The 15,240-nt window shown below is 69.4% G+C and carries 5 protein-coding genes and 2 CRISPR repeat arrays (1 of these 7 only partly in view); all 5 genes read left to right on the top strand.

All coding sequences use genetic code 11. The features are described 5' to 3' along the window. The first annotated feature begins 39 nt into the window (after positions 1–39). Positions 40–3,693: direct repeats of the CRISPR family, unit length 24 nt; unit sequence GGACGATCCCCGCGGGCGCGGGGC. Between the two features lie 927 nt (positions 3,694–4,620). The 5 genes from cas3 to cas5e are packed head-to-tail and all read left to right on the top strand — an operon-like array spanning position 4,621 to position 11,536. Beyond that, positions 4,621–7,329: a CRISPR-associated helicase Cas3' gene (cas3, locus tag amrb99_RS08010; protein ID WP_190854132.1), complete on the top strand. Its 2,709-nt coding sequence runs from the start codon at positions 4,621–4,623 to the stop codon at positions 7,327–7,329. Between the two features lie 37 nt (positions 7,330–7,366). Next, positions 7,367–9,007 carry a type I-E CRISPR-associated protein Cse1/CasA gene (casA, locus tag amrb99_RS08015; protein ID WP_190854135.1) on the top strand — a complete coding sequence of 547 codons (1,641 nt, stop codon included), beginning with the start codon at positions 7,367–7,369 and terminating at the stop codon, positions 9,005–9,007. After that, a complete protein-coding gene (gene casB, locus amrb99_RS08020; RefSeq protein ID WP_190854137.1) occupies positions 9,004–9,642 on the top strand; it encodes a type I-E CRISPR-associated protein Cse2/CasB in 639 nt (212 codons plus the stop codon). The genes casA and casB overlap by 4 nt, the downstream gene beginning before the upstream one ends. An 11-nt stretch (positions 9,643–9,653) precedes the next feature. After that, positions 9,654–10,799, top strand: coding sequence for a type I-E CRISPR-associated protein Cas7/Cse4/CasC (cas7e, locus tag amrb99_RS08025; protein ID WP_190854139.1), 1,146 nt, complete (start codon positions 9,654–9,656; stop codon positions 10,797–10,799). After that, on the top strand, positions 10,796–11,536 hold the full coding sequence (cas5e, locus tag amrb99_RS08030; RefSeq protein WP_190854141.1) for a type I-E CRISPR-associated protein Cas5/CasD: 741 nt from the start codon (positions 10,796–10,798) through the stop codon (positions 11,534–11,536). Before cas7e ends, cas5e begins: the two co-directional genes overlap by 4 nt. Before the next feature lie 1,299 nt (positions 11,537–12,835). Then, positions 12,836–15,240: direct repeats of the CRISPR family, unit length 25 nt; unit sequence GTCGGCCCCGCGCCTGCGGGGATGG; it runs 4,215 nt beyond the window's last position.

The raw sequence follows: 15,240 nt of genomic DNA on the forward strand, positions 1-15,240 counted from the left end.
GGGCGACGCGCCGATCTGGTTGAGGATCTAGTTCAGCCAGGGAGCATCCCCCGGGCGCGAGGCAGACCTTGGTCGGTGCTGCGCAGAACGTGTTGAAGGAGGACGATCCCCGCGGGCGCGGGGCAGACGGCCTCGCAACCGGTGATCGAGCGGTCCGAGCAGGACGATCCCCCCGGGCGCGGGGCAGACCGCGCCGGGCGGCTGGTGGGTCGCGTCGTCACAGGACGATCCCCGCGGGCGCGGGGCAGACAGGGCCTGTCGATCCCGGACGCCGTCCAGTCGAGGACGATCCCCGCGGGCGCGGGGCAGACGTGAAGGAGGTGGCGGCGCCGTGGGCGCAGTCGGGACGATCCCCGCGGGCGCGGGGCAGGTGGCACCGGGCCGGCGGTCAGCATCCGGTGCCAGGGACGATCCCCGGGGGCGCGGGGCAGACCCGTTGGCGACCGCCCAGGCGACCCACTCGGCCGGACGGTCCCCGCGGGCGCGGGGCAGACATCTGCGAGGGCAGCGAAGCGGAACATGACGTCGGACGATCCCCGCGGGCGCGGGGCAGACTCCTTCCGGGAGTCCTGGACAACCCGGAAGTACGGACGATCCCGCGGGCGCGGGGCAGACATGAACGAGCCGAAGTTCCCCAAGGAAATCTTCGGACGATCCCCGCGGGCGCGGGGCAGACGTCCAGCGCTCCCGGCAGTACGCCTCGAAGCTCGGACGATCCCCGCGGGCGCGGGGCAGACGCCGCCGAGGCCGCGCGGGGTGCGGACGTGGTGGGACGATCCCCGCGGGCGCGGGGCAGACGCTGGGTGTGCTCGCAAACGATGGCGTGCTGGCGGACGATCCCCGCGGGCGCGGGGCAGACTCCGGGTCGGCTTCCCACCGGCAGTCCGGGCACGGACGATCCCCGCGGGCGCGGGGCAGACGCCGCGACGGGCGGCCGGTGGTCCGGGATGATGGGACGATCCCCGCGGGCGCGGGGCAGACTGGTGGCGGTGAGGGGTGCGGCGAATGGCGCCAGGACGATCCCCGCGGGCGCGGGGCAGACTCGTCGCGGAGCGCCAGGCCGTGCTTCCCGAGCGGACGATCCCCGCGGGCGCGGGACAGACCACCGGCCGGGCCGCCGGGCGCGGCGGCGCCGGGGGACGATCCCCGCGGGCGCGGGGCAGACCACCGGCCGGGGCGGCGGCGGGTTGACGTAGCGGGACGATCCCCGCGGGCGCGGGGCAGACCCGGGGATGGGGAGTTGGAGGGCCGCCAGGCGGGGACGATCCCCGCGGGCGCGGGGCAGACGCGACAAGTTCCACCGCGAATACACCCGCAACTGGACGATCCCCGCGGGCGCGGGGCAGACCAGGTGGTGATCGGGTCGCCCTGGACCACGAGGGGACGATCCCCGCGGGCGCGGGGCAGACTAGCGGACCCGCGAGGCAACGTCCTCGATGACGGGACGATTCCCGCGGGCGCGGGGCAGACTCCAGGACACCGCCGGTCGCGAACTTGATCGGGGGACGATCCCCGCGGGCGCGGGGCAGACGGCCAGGCTCGTCCGGGCATGGGCGAGGCGGTGGGACGATCCCCGCGGGCGCGGGGCAGACCGGTCGGTGGGGACGTAGGTCTGGAACTCCAGGGGACGATCCCCGCGGGCGCGGGGCAGACCGGTCGGTGGGGACGTAGGTCTGGAACTCCAGGGGACGATCCCCGCGGGCGCGGGGCAGACCTCGCTGTGACGCCCGAGGAGGTGCCGACGGCGGGACGATCCCCGCGGGCGCGGGGCAGACCTTGGCATCGGTGGCCATCTGCTCGGCCAGCCGGGACGATCCCCGCGGGCGCGGGGCAGACTCCTGGGGCTCGGCGTCCTGGTGCTCGTGGTGGGGACGATCCCCGCGGGCGCGGGGCAGACACCTTCTCGATCGTCCACGGCGCGATCTCCTCGGGACGATCCCCGCGGGCGCGGGGCAGACTGCAGCTCCCCGACGAGCGGCCCGGCCGGCCGGGGACGATCCCCGCGGGCGCGGGGCAGACTTCATGGTGCGGGTGGGTCCGCGTCTCAGTGTGGGACGATCCCTGCGGGCGCGGGGCAGACTGGTCGTCGGCCTTGATCGGGGCGTCCTCGCCCGGACGATCCCCGCGGGCGCGGGGGGGACAGCGATCGGAGCTGGGACCCGGGGGCGTCCCGCGGACGATCCCCCGCGGCGCGGGGCGGACTTGCCCTCGGCCTCGGGCACGGACTGGCCGTGCGGACGATCCCCGCACCCGCGAGGGATCAGGCGGTGGACGATCCCCGCGGGCGCGGGGCGGACGTGGATCAGCCGCTGCTCGATCGCGCGGACGGCGGACGATCCCCGCGGGCGCGGGGCGGACTGGCTGGAACGCTACCTGGACGAGGGCTACACCGGACGATCCCCGCGTGCGCGGGGCGGACCCCGGCCGGGACGGGCCGGGCCAGGGCAGCGCCGGACGATCCCCGCAGGCGCGGGGCGGACATGTCGGCGAGAGCTTTCAGGCCGCCAGCAAGCGGACGATCCCCGCGGGCGCGGGGCGGACCGAGGCGCAGCGCGGGCTCTGCAGGAAAACCGGGGACGATCCCCGCGGGCGCGGGGCAGACGCTCGGTGTAGAGACGCCGAGCGATATACCCACGGACGATCCCCGCGGGCGCGGGGCAGACGTCGAGCCGCTCATGTGGGAGCACGGCGCCTCCGGACGATCCCCGCGGGCGCGGGGCAGACGTGACGACGACGAACTGGACGGGCTTCTTCGTCGGACGATCCCCGCGGGCGCGGGGCAGACAGGATCGCGCACCCGTACGCGAGCCCGAGCTGAGGACGATCCCCGCGGGCGCGGGGCAGACGCCGCGGCGATCCGGGCGCGGGCCTGCGCCTGCGGACGATCCCCGCGGGCGCGGGGCCGACATGCCGTCGCGGGACCCGTTCCTGCCCGTTGTCCGGACCATCCCCGCGGGCGCGGGGCCGACGAGGGCTCGCAGGAGCAGACCCAGCCGGGGCCCGGACCATCCCGCCGGGCGCGGGGCCGACTCCGACGTCGCCGACGCGACCGGAACCGCCGGAGGACCATCCCCGCGGGCGCGGGGCCGACCGGGGGCGGCGTGGCGCGCGTGCACGCTCCAGAACCATCCCCGCGTGCGCGGGGCCGACCCAAGCCTCCGCCCCTCCCGGACCCCCGCCGCGAACCATCCCCCCGTGCGCGGGGCCGACTCGACGGTGGACACCTCGAGCAGCGCGCGGCGCGAACCATCCCCGCGTGCGCGAGGCCGACCGAACGGCACTACGCATTGACCTCTCATCATGGGAACCATCCCCGCGTGCGCGGGGCCGACTGCTGGCCGAGCCGCGCAAGGTGCCGGGCGTGCGGACGATCCCCGCGGGCGCGGGCAGACATGCTTCCACAAGTGCCCGTAGTGGCCTACTGGGGACGATCCCCGCGGGCGCGGGGCAGACATGGTGGCCGTCAGCACCGCGGCGCTGGTCGGGGGACGATCCCCGCGGGCGAGAGGCAGACTCGCCGCGGTGGACGCCGCGCTGGTAGGAGCAGGGACGATCCCCGCGGGCGCGGGGCCGAGGGTTTCCTCGCCGGTCGTAATAGGTGAGGGTCAGGACGATCCCCGCGGGCGCGGGGCCGACGCGAGACCGATGCCGCTGATGATTCCGTCGAGCGGACCAACTCCGCGGGCGCGGAGCCGACATGTCTTCCCGTGCGTACGCGGCCCCCGCCGTGGGACCATCCGCGCAGGCACGCGGGGCCGACGCCGGACAGGTCGAGCATCAGGCCGAGGTCGTGGGGCCATCTCCGTACGCGCGGGCCGCCTGAGTTCCAGGAAGGCGTGCGGCACGCCGTCAAGGAGCATCCCCGCGGCCGCGGGGCCGACGGCCTGAGCCTCATCGTCATCGCCGCCTCCGCGCGTGAAGATCTTCTTGCGTGGCCGGTCGAAGCCTTGGCGGCTCCTTTGTCTGTGGATTCTGTGGAGCGATAGGAGGTTCTTCCTCCATGATGGAGGCGGTCTCCCGCCCGTAGGCGGGAGACCGGGGGCTCCGTCGGCCTTTGACGAGGTTGCCATTCCAGCCGTCACATAAAGAGGCGGCGGAGCCCCTCCCAGCACAGCCGTGTGCCCAGGGCGATCAGGATCGCCCTTATCGACTCACGCCAGAATCCGGTACTACCCAGCAGCTTTGGCCGCTCAGAGATCAATAACTTCCAGTTGATCTTACTCGGCGACTCTCGATCAGGCACACGTCTCCCCTCGCTTTGCATCGCTGTGCGCGAAGCACTCAAGAGGTGTCTACCGCACCTAGATGACGTCCGTCAGGCGGACGACCGACTGTGCATGAGTGGCGGCATCGACCGACGTATGCCGATACGCTCAACAAGTTGGAGTTGACACCGGCCTCACTTCCGGCGCCAAGTCGATCATCAGTTTCTTTGCCATGCTTCGCTTATGCGGAGATTGTCCGTTGTTGAGCGTATCGGTGGACACCTGCCCCGCTCCTGCGGGGATCGAATGCAGTGATTTTGGATCTTGCCGACCAGTCAGAGGTGACTGCTGAGACCCGGCCGAATTTTGTCGGTGGCCGGCTGTACAACGAAGGCGGCTGTCTAAGGGGGTCTTCATGGAGTTGTCGGACGCGGCGTCTGCCGTGTGGGGTAAGACCGGGCAAGCCAGTAGAAAGAAGTCAGTCCCGGCCCTGGCGTGGCATCCGCTGGTCTCCCACCTTGTCGACACAGGCAATGTGGCCAGGTGGTTGTGGCGGGAGTTCTTGCCGCAGCCTCTGAAGTCCCAGCTTAGCGATCTGGTTCCGGGCGGGGAGGCAGAGGCCGGGCGCCTTGTCTGCTGGCTGGCGGCACTCCACGACCTCGGCAAGGCCTCGGACTTTCAGTCCAAGTCCGCGTGGCACGCTCGGCTTGGGCGTCGAGCCGGGTTGCCGTTCTCCGAGCGGACACGGACCCCGCACTCGTTGGTGTCGGCCTACTCGTTGCGGGAGTTGCTGGCTACAGCGGGGTGGGAAGAGGCGGACTGGCCGGCGCTCGTACTTGCTGGTCACCATGGCGTCTTTCCTGGTCCCCTGTGGCGGGAGGTCGCCGAACGGGCGCTGGCTTACGAGCATCCGGGGTGGGCCGGGGTCCGGCAGGAGCTGTTCCAGGCGGTTTCCGCTCATCTGAGTGCCGAGCCGGCGGCATGGAGGCAGGTGCACCCGCCTGTACCAGTACAGATGGGCGTCGCTGGGGTCGTCATCCTGGCGGACTGGTTGGCCAGCACCGAGGCCCTGTATGGCTACCGAGCGCCGTTCGCGGACGACTACCCGCAGGATTCCTTGGCGACAGCGGCACGGACGAACGATGTGATCGAGTTGCGGGATGTCTGGCGGCCGGATCCGGACCTGGCTGGGGCTGAGCCATCGGAATTCTTCGCCGCTCGGTGGCCGGACATCAGCGAGCCCCGCGAGGTTCAAGCAAAAGCGCTTCAGGAGGCGCAACGAGCCGAGGGACCCGAGTTGGTGATCATTGAGGCGCCGATGGGGGTTGGCAAGACCGAAGCGGCCCTCGCAGCGGCGGAGGTCCTGGCGGTTCGGTCCAAAGCCCATGGAGTCTTCGTTGGTCTGCCGACACAGGCTACGTCGAACCAGATGTTCAGCCGGGTGACCGAGTGGCTGGCAAGGCAGGCCGGTCAGACCACGGTTGTTCTGGCACACGGCAAGGCGGCTCGCCAGGAGGAGTATCGGCAGCTGCTTCTGAACGGCGTCGGAGTCGATGAGGGTGACGGCGGGATCAGCGCCTCGCAGTGGTTGTCGGGCGGCAAGAAACGGCTCTTGGCCCCGGTGGTGGTGGGCACGGTCGACCAGGTGCTGTTGGCGGGAGTGGCAGCGCGGCATGTGGCTCTGCGGATGCTCGGATTGATCGGCAAAGTGGTGATCATCGATGAGGTTCATGCGTACGACGCTTACATGTCGGTCATCTTGCGGCGCGTACTGTCGTGGCTCGGCGCGTTGCAGGTGCCGGTGGTCTTGTTGTCGGCGACGCTGCCGCAGCAGACACGGCGAGAACTCCTGGCTGCCTATTCGGGTGAAGCTATCGAGTCAGCGGCGAAGAGGCATTATCCGCAAATCACTCGTGTCGGTCACGGCGCTTCCAGACTACGAGTGATGCCGGCACGATCCGCTGACGATATTTCTGCACAGTTGAAGTTTCTTGATGAACCGGGTGAGGCCCCTGGCCCCGTTGTTAACGCGATCACGGAGTTGCTAGTCGCTGGCGGCAGCGCCTTGATCATCCGTAACACCGTCGGGCGAGCGCAACGAACCTGGCAGGCGCTGACAGATAAGTTCGGCCCAGGAGCGGTCACCTTGGCCCACTCCCGGTTCACAGTTGCGGATCGTCGGGCTCGTGACGAACTTTTGATCAACGAGTTCGGTCGGAAGCGGAAAGCTCAGCCCAGCGCCCGTGTGGTCGTGGCTACGCAGGTGGCGGAGCAATCCCTGGACGTCGACTTCGATGTCGGCATCAGCGATCTGGCGCCGGTGGACCTGCTGCTGCAACGGCTTGGACGAGTGCATCGTCACCGCGGAAACCACCGGCCTGAGCCTCTGCGAGAACCTCGCCTGCTGGTGGCGGGCTGCGCGTGGGTGCCAGATGGGCCACCGCGGCTGCCGTTCGGTAGCGCGCTGGTCTATGGCGAGCATCTGCTGTGGCGGACGGCGGCGGCGCTGCGCCGCCGCGAGCTGGTGAACATCCCCAAGGACATCCCCACCCTGATCGAGAAGGTATATGGAGACAAGCCGATAGGCCCAGGCTCCTGGCAGCGTGACCTCCAGCGTGCCGCCGAGGATCACCAGGACGCCTTGGCGTCGATGGAACTCGCGGCACGCCAGATCATCCTGCCGCCTCCCGACTGCGACTCCCTGACCGCTATCGGCAGTATCGGAGATGCCCGGGATGAGGACGATCCGGAGGTTCAGGCCACCGTGCGCCTCGGGGCCCGCGCCATCGAGGTCATCTTGCTGCAGGTACCCGAGTCCCAACGGGACGCCAAGGTGCCCGAGCACGCTTTCCCGGTCTCTGCGGCGGGCGACCAGTCGCTCATTCCGCTGCGGCGCCGTCCCACTTCCAAGCAGATCGACACGATCCTGGACCAGGCCATCCGGCTTCCGCAGCAACTGACAGACGCGGCCCTGAACCAGAGTTTCACTCCGGTGGCCTGGCGCACAACGCCTTGGCTGGCACGGGCACGGGTGCTGCTGCTACCGCCCGGAGAACCGCTCCGCATGGCCGACCGCCAGATCAGCTACAGCCCCGACACTGGATTGGAGGTCACCCGTGCCTGATATCTCGACCGGCACGCCCCCGCAAACATCTCCTTTGTTGACGTTCAACCTCGTGGACGATCCGTGGCTCCCGTGCCTGCTGATCGATGGCACTGCCACGTCCCTTTCGCTGAGGCAAGCTCTCCTTCGCGCCCACGAGATCCAGGATCTGGCGCTTGACACCGCTACTCAGTACCCGCCGATCCTGCGGTTGATGCTGGCGGCGATCCACCGCGCCGCCGGGAACGGGCCCCACCCTGGCCCCCGTTCCGCCAAGGAATGGATCCTGCTGTGGGAGCAGGGACATCTGCCCGCCGACCCGATCAACCTCTACCTCAATGACGTCCGTCACCGGTTCGACCTGTTCCATCCGCAGACGCCCTTCGGGCAGGTCGCCGGACTGCGCAGCAGCAACGACGAAACCAAGACGATCGCGTTGGCCATCCCGTTTCTGGCCGCCGGCAACAACGCACCCATATTCTCCTCGGTCCGCGACCAGGAGCCGCCATCGCTGACTCCGGCCGAGGCCGCACGCTGGCTGCTGCACGCACTCGCATGGGACACCGCTGCCATCAAAACGGCCGCAGCCGGCGACCCCAAGGCCAAGGCGGGCAAGACGACCGGAAATCCGACCGGTCCCCTTGGCCAGCTGGGTGTACTCATGCCGACAGGGACGACGCTCTGGCACACGCTGATGTACAACCTGATGATCTTGGACAATGACAACAGCGGCTCAGGTGACATGCCGTCCTGGGAACGCCCCCCTGCCGATGCGCGCTGGCGAGAGCACATCCCTGCCGGGCTGCTGGAGCTGTACACCTGGCTCGGACGACGCATCCGCCTCGTCGCCGAGACCACTCTCGACGGGCCGCGGGTCCGGCGGCTTGTCCTGTGCGCGGGCGATCGGCTCCGCACTGCCGACCTCTACCAAACAGAGCCGCACACTGCGTGGCGGCGCAGCATCGCTCAAGAAAAGAAGCTCGGACGAACGGTGTTCATGCCGATCGTTCATCAGCCGGGGCGGCAGTTGTGGCGCGGGCTGGGCGCGATCCTCGCCCACCAGTCGGTGACCGACACTGCACCTGACGAGCTGAAGCCTCCCGATGTGCTGGTGCAGCTCCGCATGCTGGCTAGCGGGCCACTGGCCGGAAAGCTTCTGCTGTTGCGCGCAATCGGCATGACCTACGGCAATCAGAACGCGACCATCGAGGAGACCTATGTCGATGACCTCCCGGTGCCAGTCGCGGTCCTGGGCCTGAACGACCTTCGCTGGGAGAAAGCGGCGCTAGACGGGGTGCGTGATGCCGAGTGCGCCGCTCGCCATCTCGGCACCTTGGCGGCCAACCTCGCCAAGGCCGCAGGGTGCAAGGACGACCGGTTGCTGAACGGTCGCCGAGACAACGCGCGAATGAGTCTGTACGCGACACTGGATCAACGATTTCGCCGTTGGATCGCCACTCTCGATGGCGGCGGCTTGCCCCAGGAGGCCGCCTATCAATGGCGGTCCACGGTCCGGCACCGGACCCACCAGATCGCCGATGAACTGCTTTGGCGAGTGCCTCCGACGGCGATCCGGGGGCGTCTGGTCAACCTGGCCCGTGACCGCACCGAGTGGCTCGACGCGGCATTGGCCGAAAGCCGCTTTCGCAGGGCACTGGACACCGATCTCCCCCAGCCACCTCAGGAGGCCGACTCGTGACATCGCCCACCTCAGCACCACGACCTCGCTGGCAGGACGAACTGGCGGCCGTTCTGGAGAACTTCGTTGTCCACCGGAACCATGTCGTCGACTTCGACCGGGCCGGGCTGGCGGCCTGCCGGCGAGGGCTGAGCAAGAAGCCGATGGACGTCCCCGCCATGTTCCAGTACATCGCTCCGGTGAGCCTGGCGGTTCCCCCGCACTGGGGCCCACAGGCGCAGGAACATGTGGAGGCCGCTGTCCACTACACGCTGGCCCTGTACGCCTTCCACCAGCAGTCACAAGACCAACGGATGCACCACACGTCCGGCAAACGACGCGGAACCAGCGTCGGCAGGGCCGCTGGGCGCCTGCACCAAGCGCTCATGAGCACCTCCCCCGAGGGAGTGGATCGCCGGTTCCTGGCAGCCGCGACCGCCGACAGCGTCGAAGAAGTGGTCGGCCACCTGCGTGCTCTAGTCCCCCAACTCCGTCAGCACGCCATCCCCTTGGACTACCTCGCGCTCGCCGCCGACCTAGAGGGCTGGCCCGATCCGGAACGCCGCGCACGCATTCGCCGCCGCTGGGGCTTGGACTACCGGTGGGTTCCCAGCACCAAAGAAGACCAAGACGACACCGCAGCAACCGACAGATAGGGGCTTGATCAATGACCTTCCTCGACGTCCACGTCCTGCAGTCCGTACCGCCCTCCAACCTGAACAGAGACGAGTCCGGAAGCCCGAAGACCGCGACCTACGGGGGTGTACTGCGGGCCCGAGTATCCTCTCAGGCCTGGAAACGTGCCGTTCGCGACGCCTTCCTCAACGACCCCGACCGGGCCAAGGACGGTGGCCTGCGCACTCGGCAACTCCCCCGCGTCATCGGCGACGCTGTTACCGCTCGCCGCCCGGCGCTGGGCGCGGTTTCCGACACCATCGGCGCCGCTGCCACACTCGCGCTGTTCAAGAAGGTGAAACTCGCCAAGAACAAGCCGACCACCGAATACCTGCTCTTCCTCGGCCACGACCAGGTCGAACGCGTCGCCGACGCATTGGTGGCCGCCAACCTGGAAGAGGTCGCCGACGACGTCGACCTGATGCGCGAACGCATCACCGGTCTCAACCTCCACGAACTCGGTATCACCGGGCACGCCGGCGCCGTCGCGCTCTTCGGCAGGATGATCGCCGATGCGCCCGAGTTGAACGTCGATGCCGCCTGCCAGGTCGCCCACGCCATCTCCACCCACAAGGTCGTCGGCGACCAGTTCGACTACTTCACCGCCGTCGACGATGAATCCCGCCGCCAAGACGAAACCGGCGCGGGAATGATCGGCACCATCGAGTTCAACTCCGCCACCTTGTACCGGTTCGCCACCGTCTCCATGCGAGACCTGATCGCCAACCTCGACGGCGAGGCAGACCGCGCTCTGGACCTCGCCGTGGCATTCACCGAAACCTTCGCCACTGCCATGCCCACCGGCAAACAGAACACCTTCGCCGCCCTCACCCGCCCCGACCTGATCATGCTCAGCATCCGCTCTGACCAACCGGTCAGCCTCGTTGGCGCTTTCGAAGAACCGGTACGCGCCCCCGAGGGCGGGATCGTGCCCGCCTCCGTCGCCCAACTGGTCACCTATCACGGTCAGCAGGACCAGATGTACGGCACCAGCCCGCTCACCAGCGCCCTGGTGTACGCCCCCTGGCTCGGGGAGCGGGTCCGCGACGAGAAGCAGATCGAGCTGCCACCCGCCCAGCCCCTCAAGGAGGCCCTGGACACCGTCCGCGCCCAGCTCGCGGAACGGATCACAGCATGAAAGTGCTGCTTCTACGGCTGGCAGGCCCACTGCAGTCCTGGGGCATCGCCAGCCGGCACAACACTCGCAGCACCCGCACGGCACCCACCAAGTCAGGAGTGGTCGGCCTGCTTGCGTCTGCTCTTGGCCGCCCCCGCGGGGCCGACCTGTCCGACCTCGCGGCACTCGACTTCGGCGTCCGCGTCGACCAACCGGGACAACTTCTCGTCGACTACCACACCGTCACCGCCGCCTCTCGCAGCGCGGACCGGGCGCTGCAGCGGATGCCGACCGCCGCAGGCTCCACCCTCCGTCCCCACGAATCAACCAAGGTCACCCGCCGCCACTACATCGCCGACGCCGTCTTCGTAGCCGCTCTACAAGGCCCGCTCACCGGGCAACTGGCCGAGGCGCTGAAGACGCCCCGCCATCCTCTCTACCTCGGACGACGCTCCTGCCCGCCCTCCCGCCCGATCTTGATCGGCCACACTGACCGCTATCCAACGGTCGCGGCGGCCCTCGCCCAGCTCGAATGGCAGGCAGGCCCAGCCGAACGGCGCCGCCACCGCAACGAAACCCACGTCACCTGCGAAATCATCATCGACAACCGGCACGGCGACGACTTCTTGACCGACATACCGCTCCCCTCCCCTCCCTTCCAGCGCCGCTTCGGCAAACGCAACGCCGAACACCGGCGAGACCCCATACCCGTGCACCCTGCCACCACCCCTCACGACCCCATGGACCTGCTGGGATGAGCGCCCCATGTATCTGACGCGTGCCTTCCTCAACCCCCGCCGAGCCGGCGCGATCCACCTGCTGGGCAGCCCTCAACGCATGCACGCGGCCGTAATGGCGGGCTTCCCACCCATCCTGGCGCCCGACGATCGCGTTCTATGGCGTCTGGACGCCGAATCCAGCCACAGGGTGTCCCTCTACATCGTCTCCGCTCACCGTCCCGACCTCACACACCTGGTTGAACAGGCCGGATGGCCCCGCTCCGACGTCCCGTCCTGGGCAACGAAGTCCTACGAGCCGCTCCTTCGGCAACTGAAAGCCGGGCAACAGTACGCGTTCCGCCTCACCGCGAATCCCACCTACGTCGAGGCTCGGCGTGGCCAACGCGGAATCCGCCGACCCCATGTCACGGCCGAACAGCAGACCTCGTGGCTCCTCGAGCAATCCACCAAGAAAGGGTTCAATATCCTACCTGCCGCCAATCCACATCCACTTCCCACCGAACAGGCCCATAACCTCCGCCTAGTGGATCGCAACCGGATCAGGTTCGCCAGGGAACGCGGAGAGAACGTAGCCCTCCACCGAGTTACATTCCAAGGCTTGCTAGAAGTAGCCGACGAGTCTGCCCTACGAGCAACCCTTACCTACGGCATAGGCCGCGCCCGCGCCTACGGCTGCGGCCTACTCACTCTCGCCCGCCCTACCAACGCCCATGGCTAAGCCAAAGTCCTAGTCTTTAGAGTTCCCGCTCACTTCCGACTGACGAGGGCACCGCCAGATCAGTTCCGCACGCGGGGACAACTCAGGCTCCAAGCCATGGACGGCCAGCCACGGCGCGTCATCTGCCCCGGGGGGTGGGCCAGACGACAAGCAGCGCGGGCGCTGGGACGGTTGATCGCTCCACGCATGCGGGGTGGTTCCGCGCCTTGAACAAAGGCCTCCGGCAACCTCCCGCCATCCCACGCCCGCGGGGATGGTTCGTGAAGATCATGCGCTAACCGTCCCAGTCGCGCGTCTGCCCCGCGTCTGCAGGGCTAGTTCCGTCTGGTTGATCGCCTCGGAACTCGTCACCAAGTCGCCCCCGCGCCTGCAGTGATGGTTCCTTCTCGGCCGTCCGGCGACCGGAACCTGGTCGTGGGCTCTGCGCCTGCGGGGATGGTTCCTCCTCGGGCACGGGCAGTTGCGCGCACACGTCGTCGGCCCCGCGCCTGCGGGGATGGTTCGCAGGACGGTCTGAGCGCGATCGAGGTTCGAGCGTCGGCCCTGCACGCGCAGGGATGGTTCGGCGGCCTTGCCGTACTTCTTGCGGCCGATGGCGTCAGCCCCGCATGCGGGGATGGTTCGACCAGCTACGGCGCCGCGCTCCTCGCCAAGACGTCGGCCCCGCACGCGCGGGGATGGCTCCTGGTGGGAGCCCCAGGCGCAGGACCTCAAGGGGTCGGCCCCGCACGCGCGGGGATGGTTCGCTGACGCCCGAACTGCTGAAGAAGCTCCGCCAGTCGGCCCCGCATGCGCGGGGATGGTTCGAGTGGGACAAGATCCACGGGAAGGCCGCGGAGGTCGGCCCCGCACGCGCGGGGATGGTTCCCTCGGCATGAAGGAGACCGACCCGGCCGAGCGGTCGGCCCAGCACGAGCGGGGATGGTTCGGGCAACAGCCTCGCGATCGCCGATGAGGCGTAGTCGGCCCCGCACGCGCGGGGATGGTTCGTACGGCCGCTACGAGCGCGCCGCCTAACTAGGGTCGGCCCCGCGCCCGCGGGGATGGTCCGGGTCTCCCGGGCCGGATCAAGTCGGCGCTCGGGTCGGCCCCGCGCCTGCGGGATGGTCCTGCCCTATGCCACTGCTGATGAGGTAGCGGCAACTCGGCCCCGCGCCTGCGGGGGATGGTCCCACCCCGACCTCGGAGAAGGTCATCCCCGCGTGGTCGGCCCCGCGCCTGCGAGGATAGTTCGTGCCGCGGCGCTCTGAGCGCCGTGTAGGGGTCGGCCCCGCGCCTGCCGGGATGGTTCGCCATAGGTGTGTGCGCCCCGGCCGATACCCGTGTCGGCCCCGCGCCTGCGGGGATGGTTCCTGAGCGAGGCGTCATGACCTTCACGGAGTGCGGTCGGCCCCGCGCCTGCGGGGATGGTTCGGGCAGCGCGGCGGACTGGCCCGACCCGATGGCGTCGGCCCCGCGCCTGCGGAGATGCTTCGAAGGGCAAGGCCCCGAAGCTCGGCTCCAGGAAGTCGGCCCTGCGCCTGCGGGGACTGTTCGGCTTGGGCGCGGGCTCGGTCGGGGTCACGATCGTCGGCCCGCGCCTGCGGGGATGGTCCGTGGTACCTGGTCAACGTCATCGGTGCCGCTTTGTCGGCCCGCTGCTGCGGGGTGGGCCCCTGCCGCCGCTGCAACGGAACCGGCCGGTACGGTCGGCCCCGCGCCTACGGGAATGGTTCCACCGGTGACCTCGAAGGGTGGGACGAGTGCGTGTCGGCCCCGCGCTTGCAGGGATGGTTCTATGACTGGGCATGGCGGGGATGTTGAGGACGCGTCGGCCCCGCGCCCGCGGGGATGGTTCGAGGAAGAACATCTCGACGGGGCGGAGAAGCATGTCGGCCCCGCGCCTGCGGGGATGGTTCCTTGTTCATGCACATCCAGTCGTAGCCGGTGAAGTCGGCCCCGCGCCTGCGGGATGGTTCCCGCCCATCGATCGCGACGGCGTGCGAGCGGGCGTCGGCCCCGCGCCTGCGGGAATGGCCCGCGACAGCTCGACGACAGCGGAGCGGCTCGCCGGTCGGGCCCCGAGCCTGCGGCGATCGTTGGTCCGCGATCGGCTCACAAAATGCGAATCCTGGAAAGTCCGCCCCGCGCCTGCGGGGATGGTTCTCTGTTCGGTGACATCCTCGACCGGCAGATCCTCTCGGCCCCGCGCCTGCGGGGATGGTCCGACGCGGGGGTCGCCGGGCTCCAGCGGGTCGATGTCAGCCCCGCGCCCGCGGGGATGGTTCGACATCGCAGGTCAGCCCCCGTTTGGCGGTCTCGTCGGCCCCGCGCCCGCGGGGATGGTTCGCTACACGTGCTGTTCAGCCAGTGCGGGTGGACGTCGCCCGCGCCCGCGGGGATGGCTCCCGGGTGCTGAACGAGGCGACTCGAGAGATCAGGTCGGCCCCGCGCCCGCGGGGATGGTCCGTAGGTCTTGCCGGCGGAGCGGACGCCCATGGTGTGGCCCCGCACCTGCGGAGATGGTTCAAGCAAAGGCCTGACCGCTGGCACCATGCGGTCCGCACGCGCGGGGATGGTTCGTTCGGACGGCTTCCAACACGGCTTGTCGTCTGGTCGGCCCCGCACGCGCGGGGATGGTTCTCTCGGGGCGGCTCTGGCCGCGCGCGGCCGCCGCTCGGGCCGCGAGCGCGGGGATGGTTCTTTGCTCGAACACGGGCGGAGTCTTGGGGTCTCCTCGGCCCCGCACGCGCGGGGATGGTTCCCTCATCGACGACTCGTACTTCTACGCGATCGTGTCGGCCCCGCACCTGCGGGGATGGTTCCTAGCGGTGGCGGGTTCGAGACCCGCAATCTCCGTCGGCCCCGCGCCTGCGGGGATGGTTCCCGAAGCGGGCGCCGCTTCACCTCATCTCGCCAGTCGGCCCCGCCTGCGGAGATGGTCCGCCGGTGCGCAGCAGAAGCAGGACGACGATGGCGTTGGCCCCACCCCTGGGGATGGTCCCTTCGAGGACGGCGTTGTGTT

The organism is Actinomadura sp. RB99 (assembly GCF_014706005.1).
GTDB lineage: Bacteria > Actinomycetota > Actinomycetes > Streptosporangiales > Streptosporangiaceae > Spirillospora.

Coding starts and splice junctions, on each gene's coding strand:
- cas3 (WP_190854132.1), top strand. CDS start 4,621: ATGGAGTTGTCGGACGCGGCGTCTGCCGTGTGGGGTAAGACCGGGCAA.
- cas7e (WP_190854139.1), top strand. CDS start 9,654: ATGACCTTCCTCGACGTCCACGTCCTGCAGTCCGTACCGCCCTCCAAC.
- cas5e (WP_190854141.1), top strand. CDS start 10,796: ATGAAAGTGCTGCTTCTACGGCTGGCAGGCCCACTGCAGTCCTGGGGC.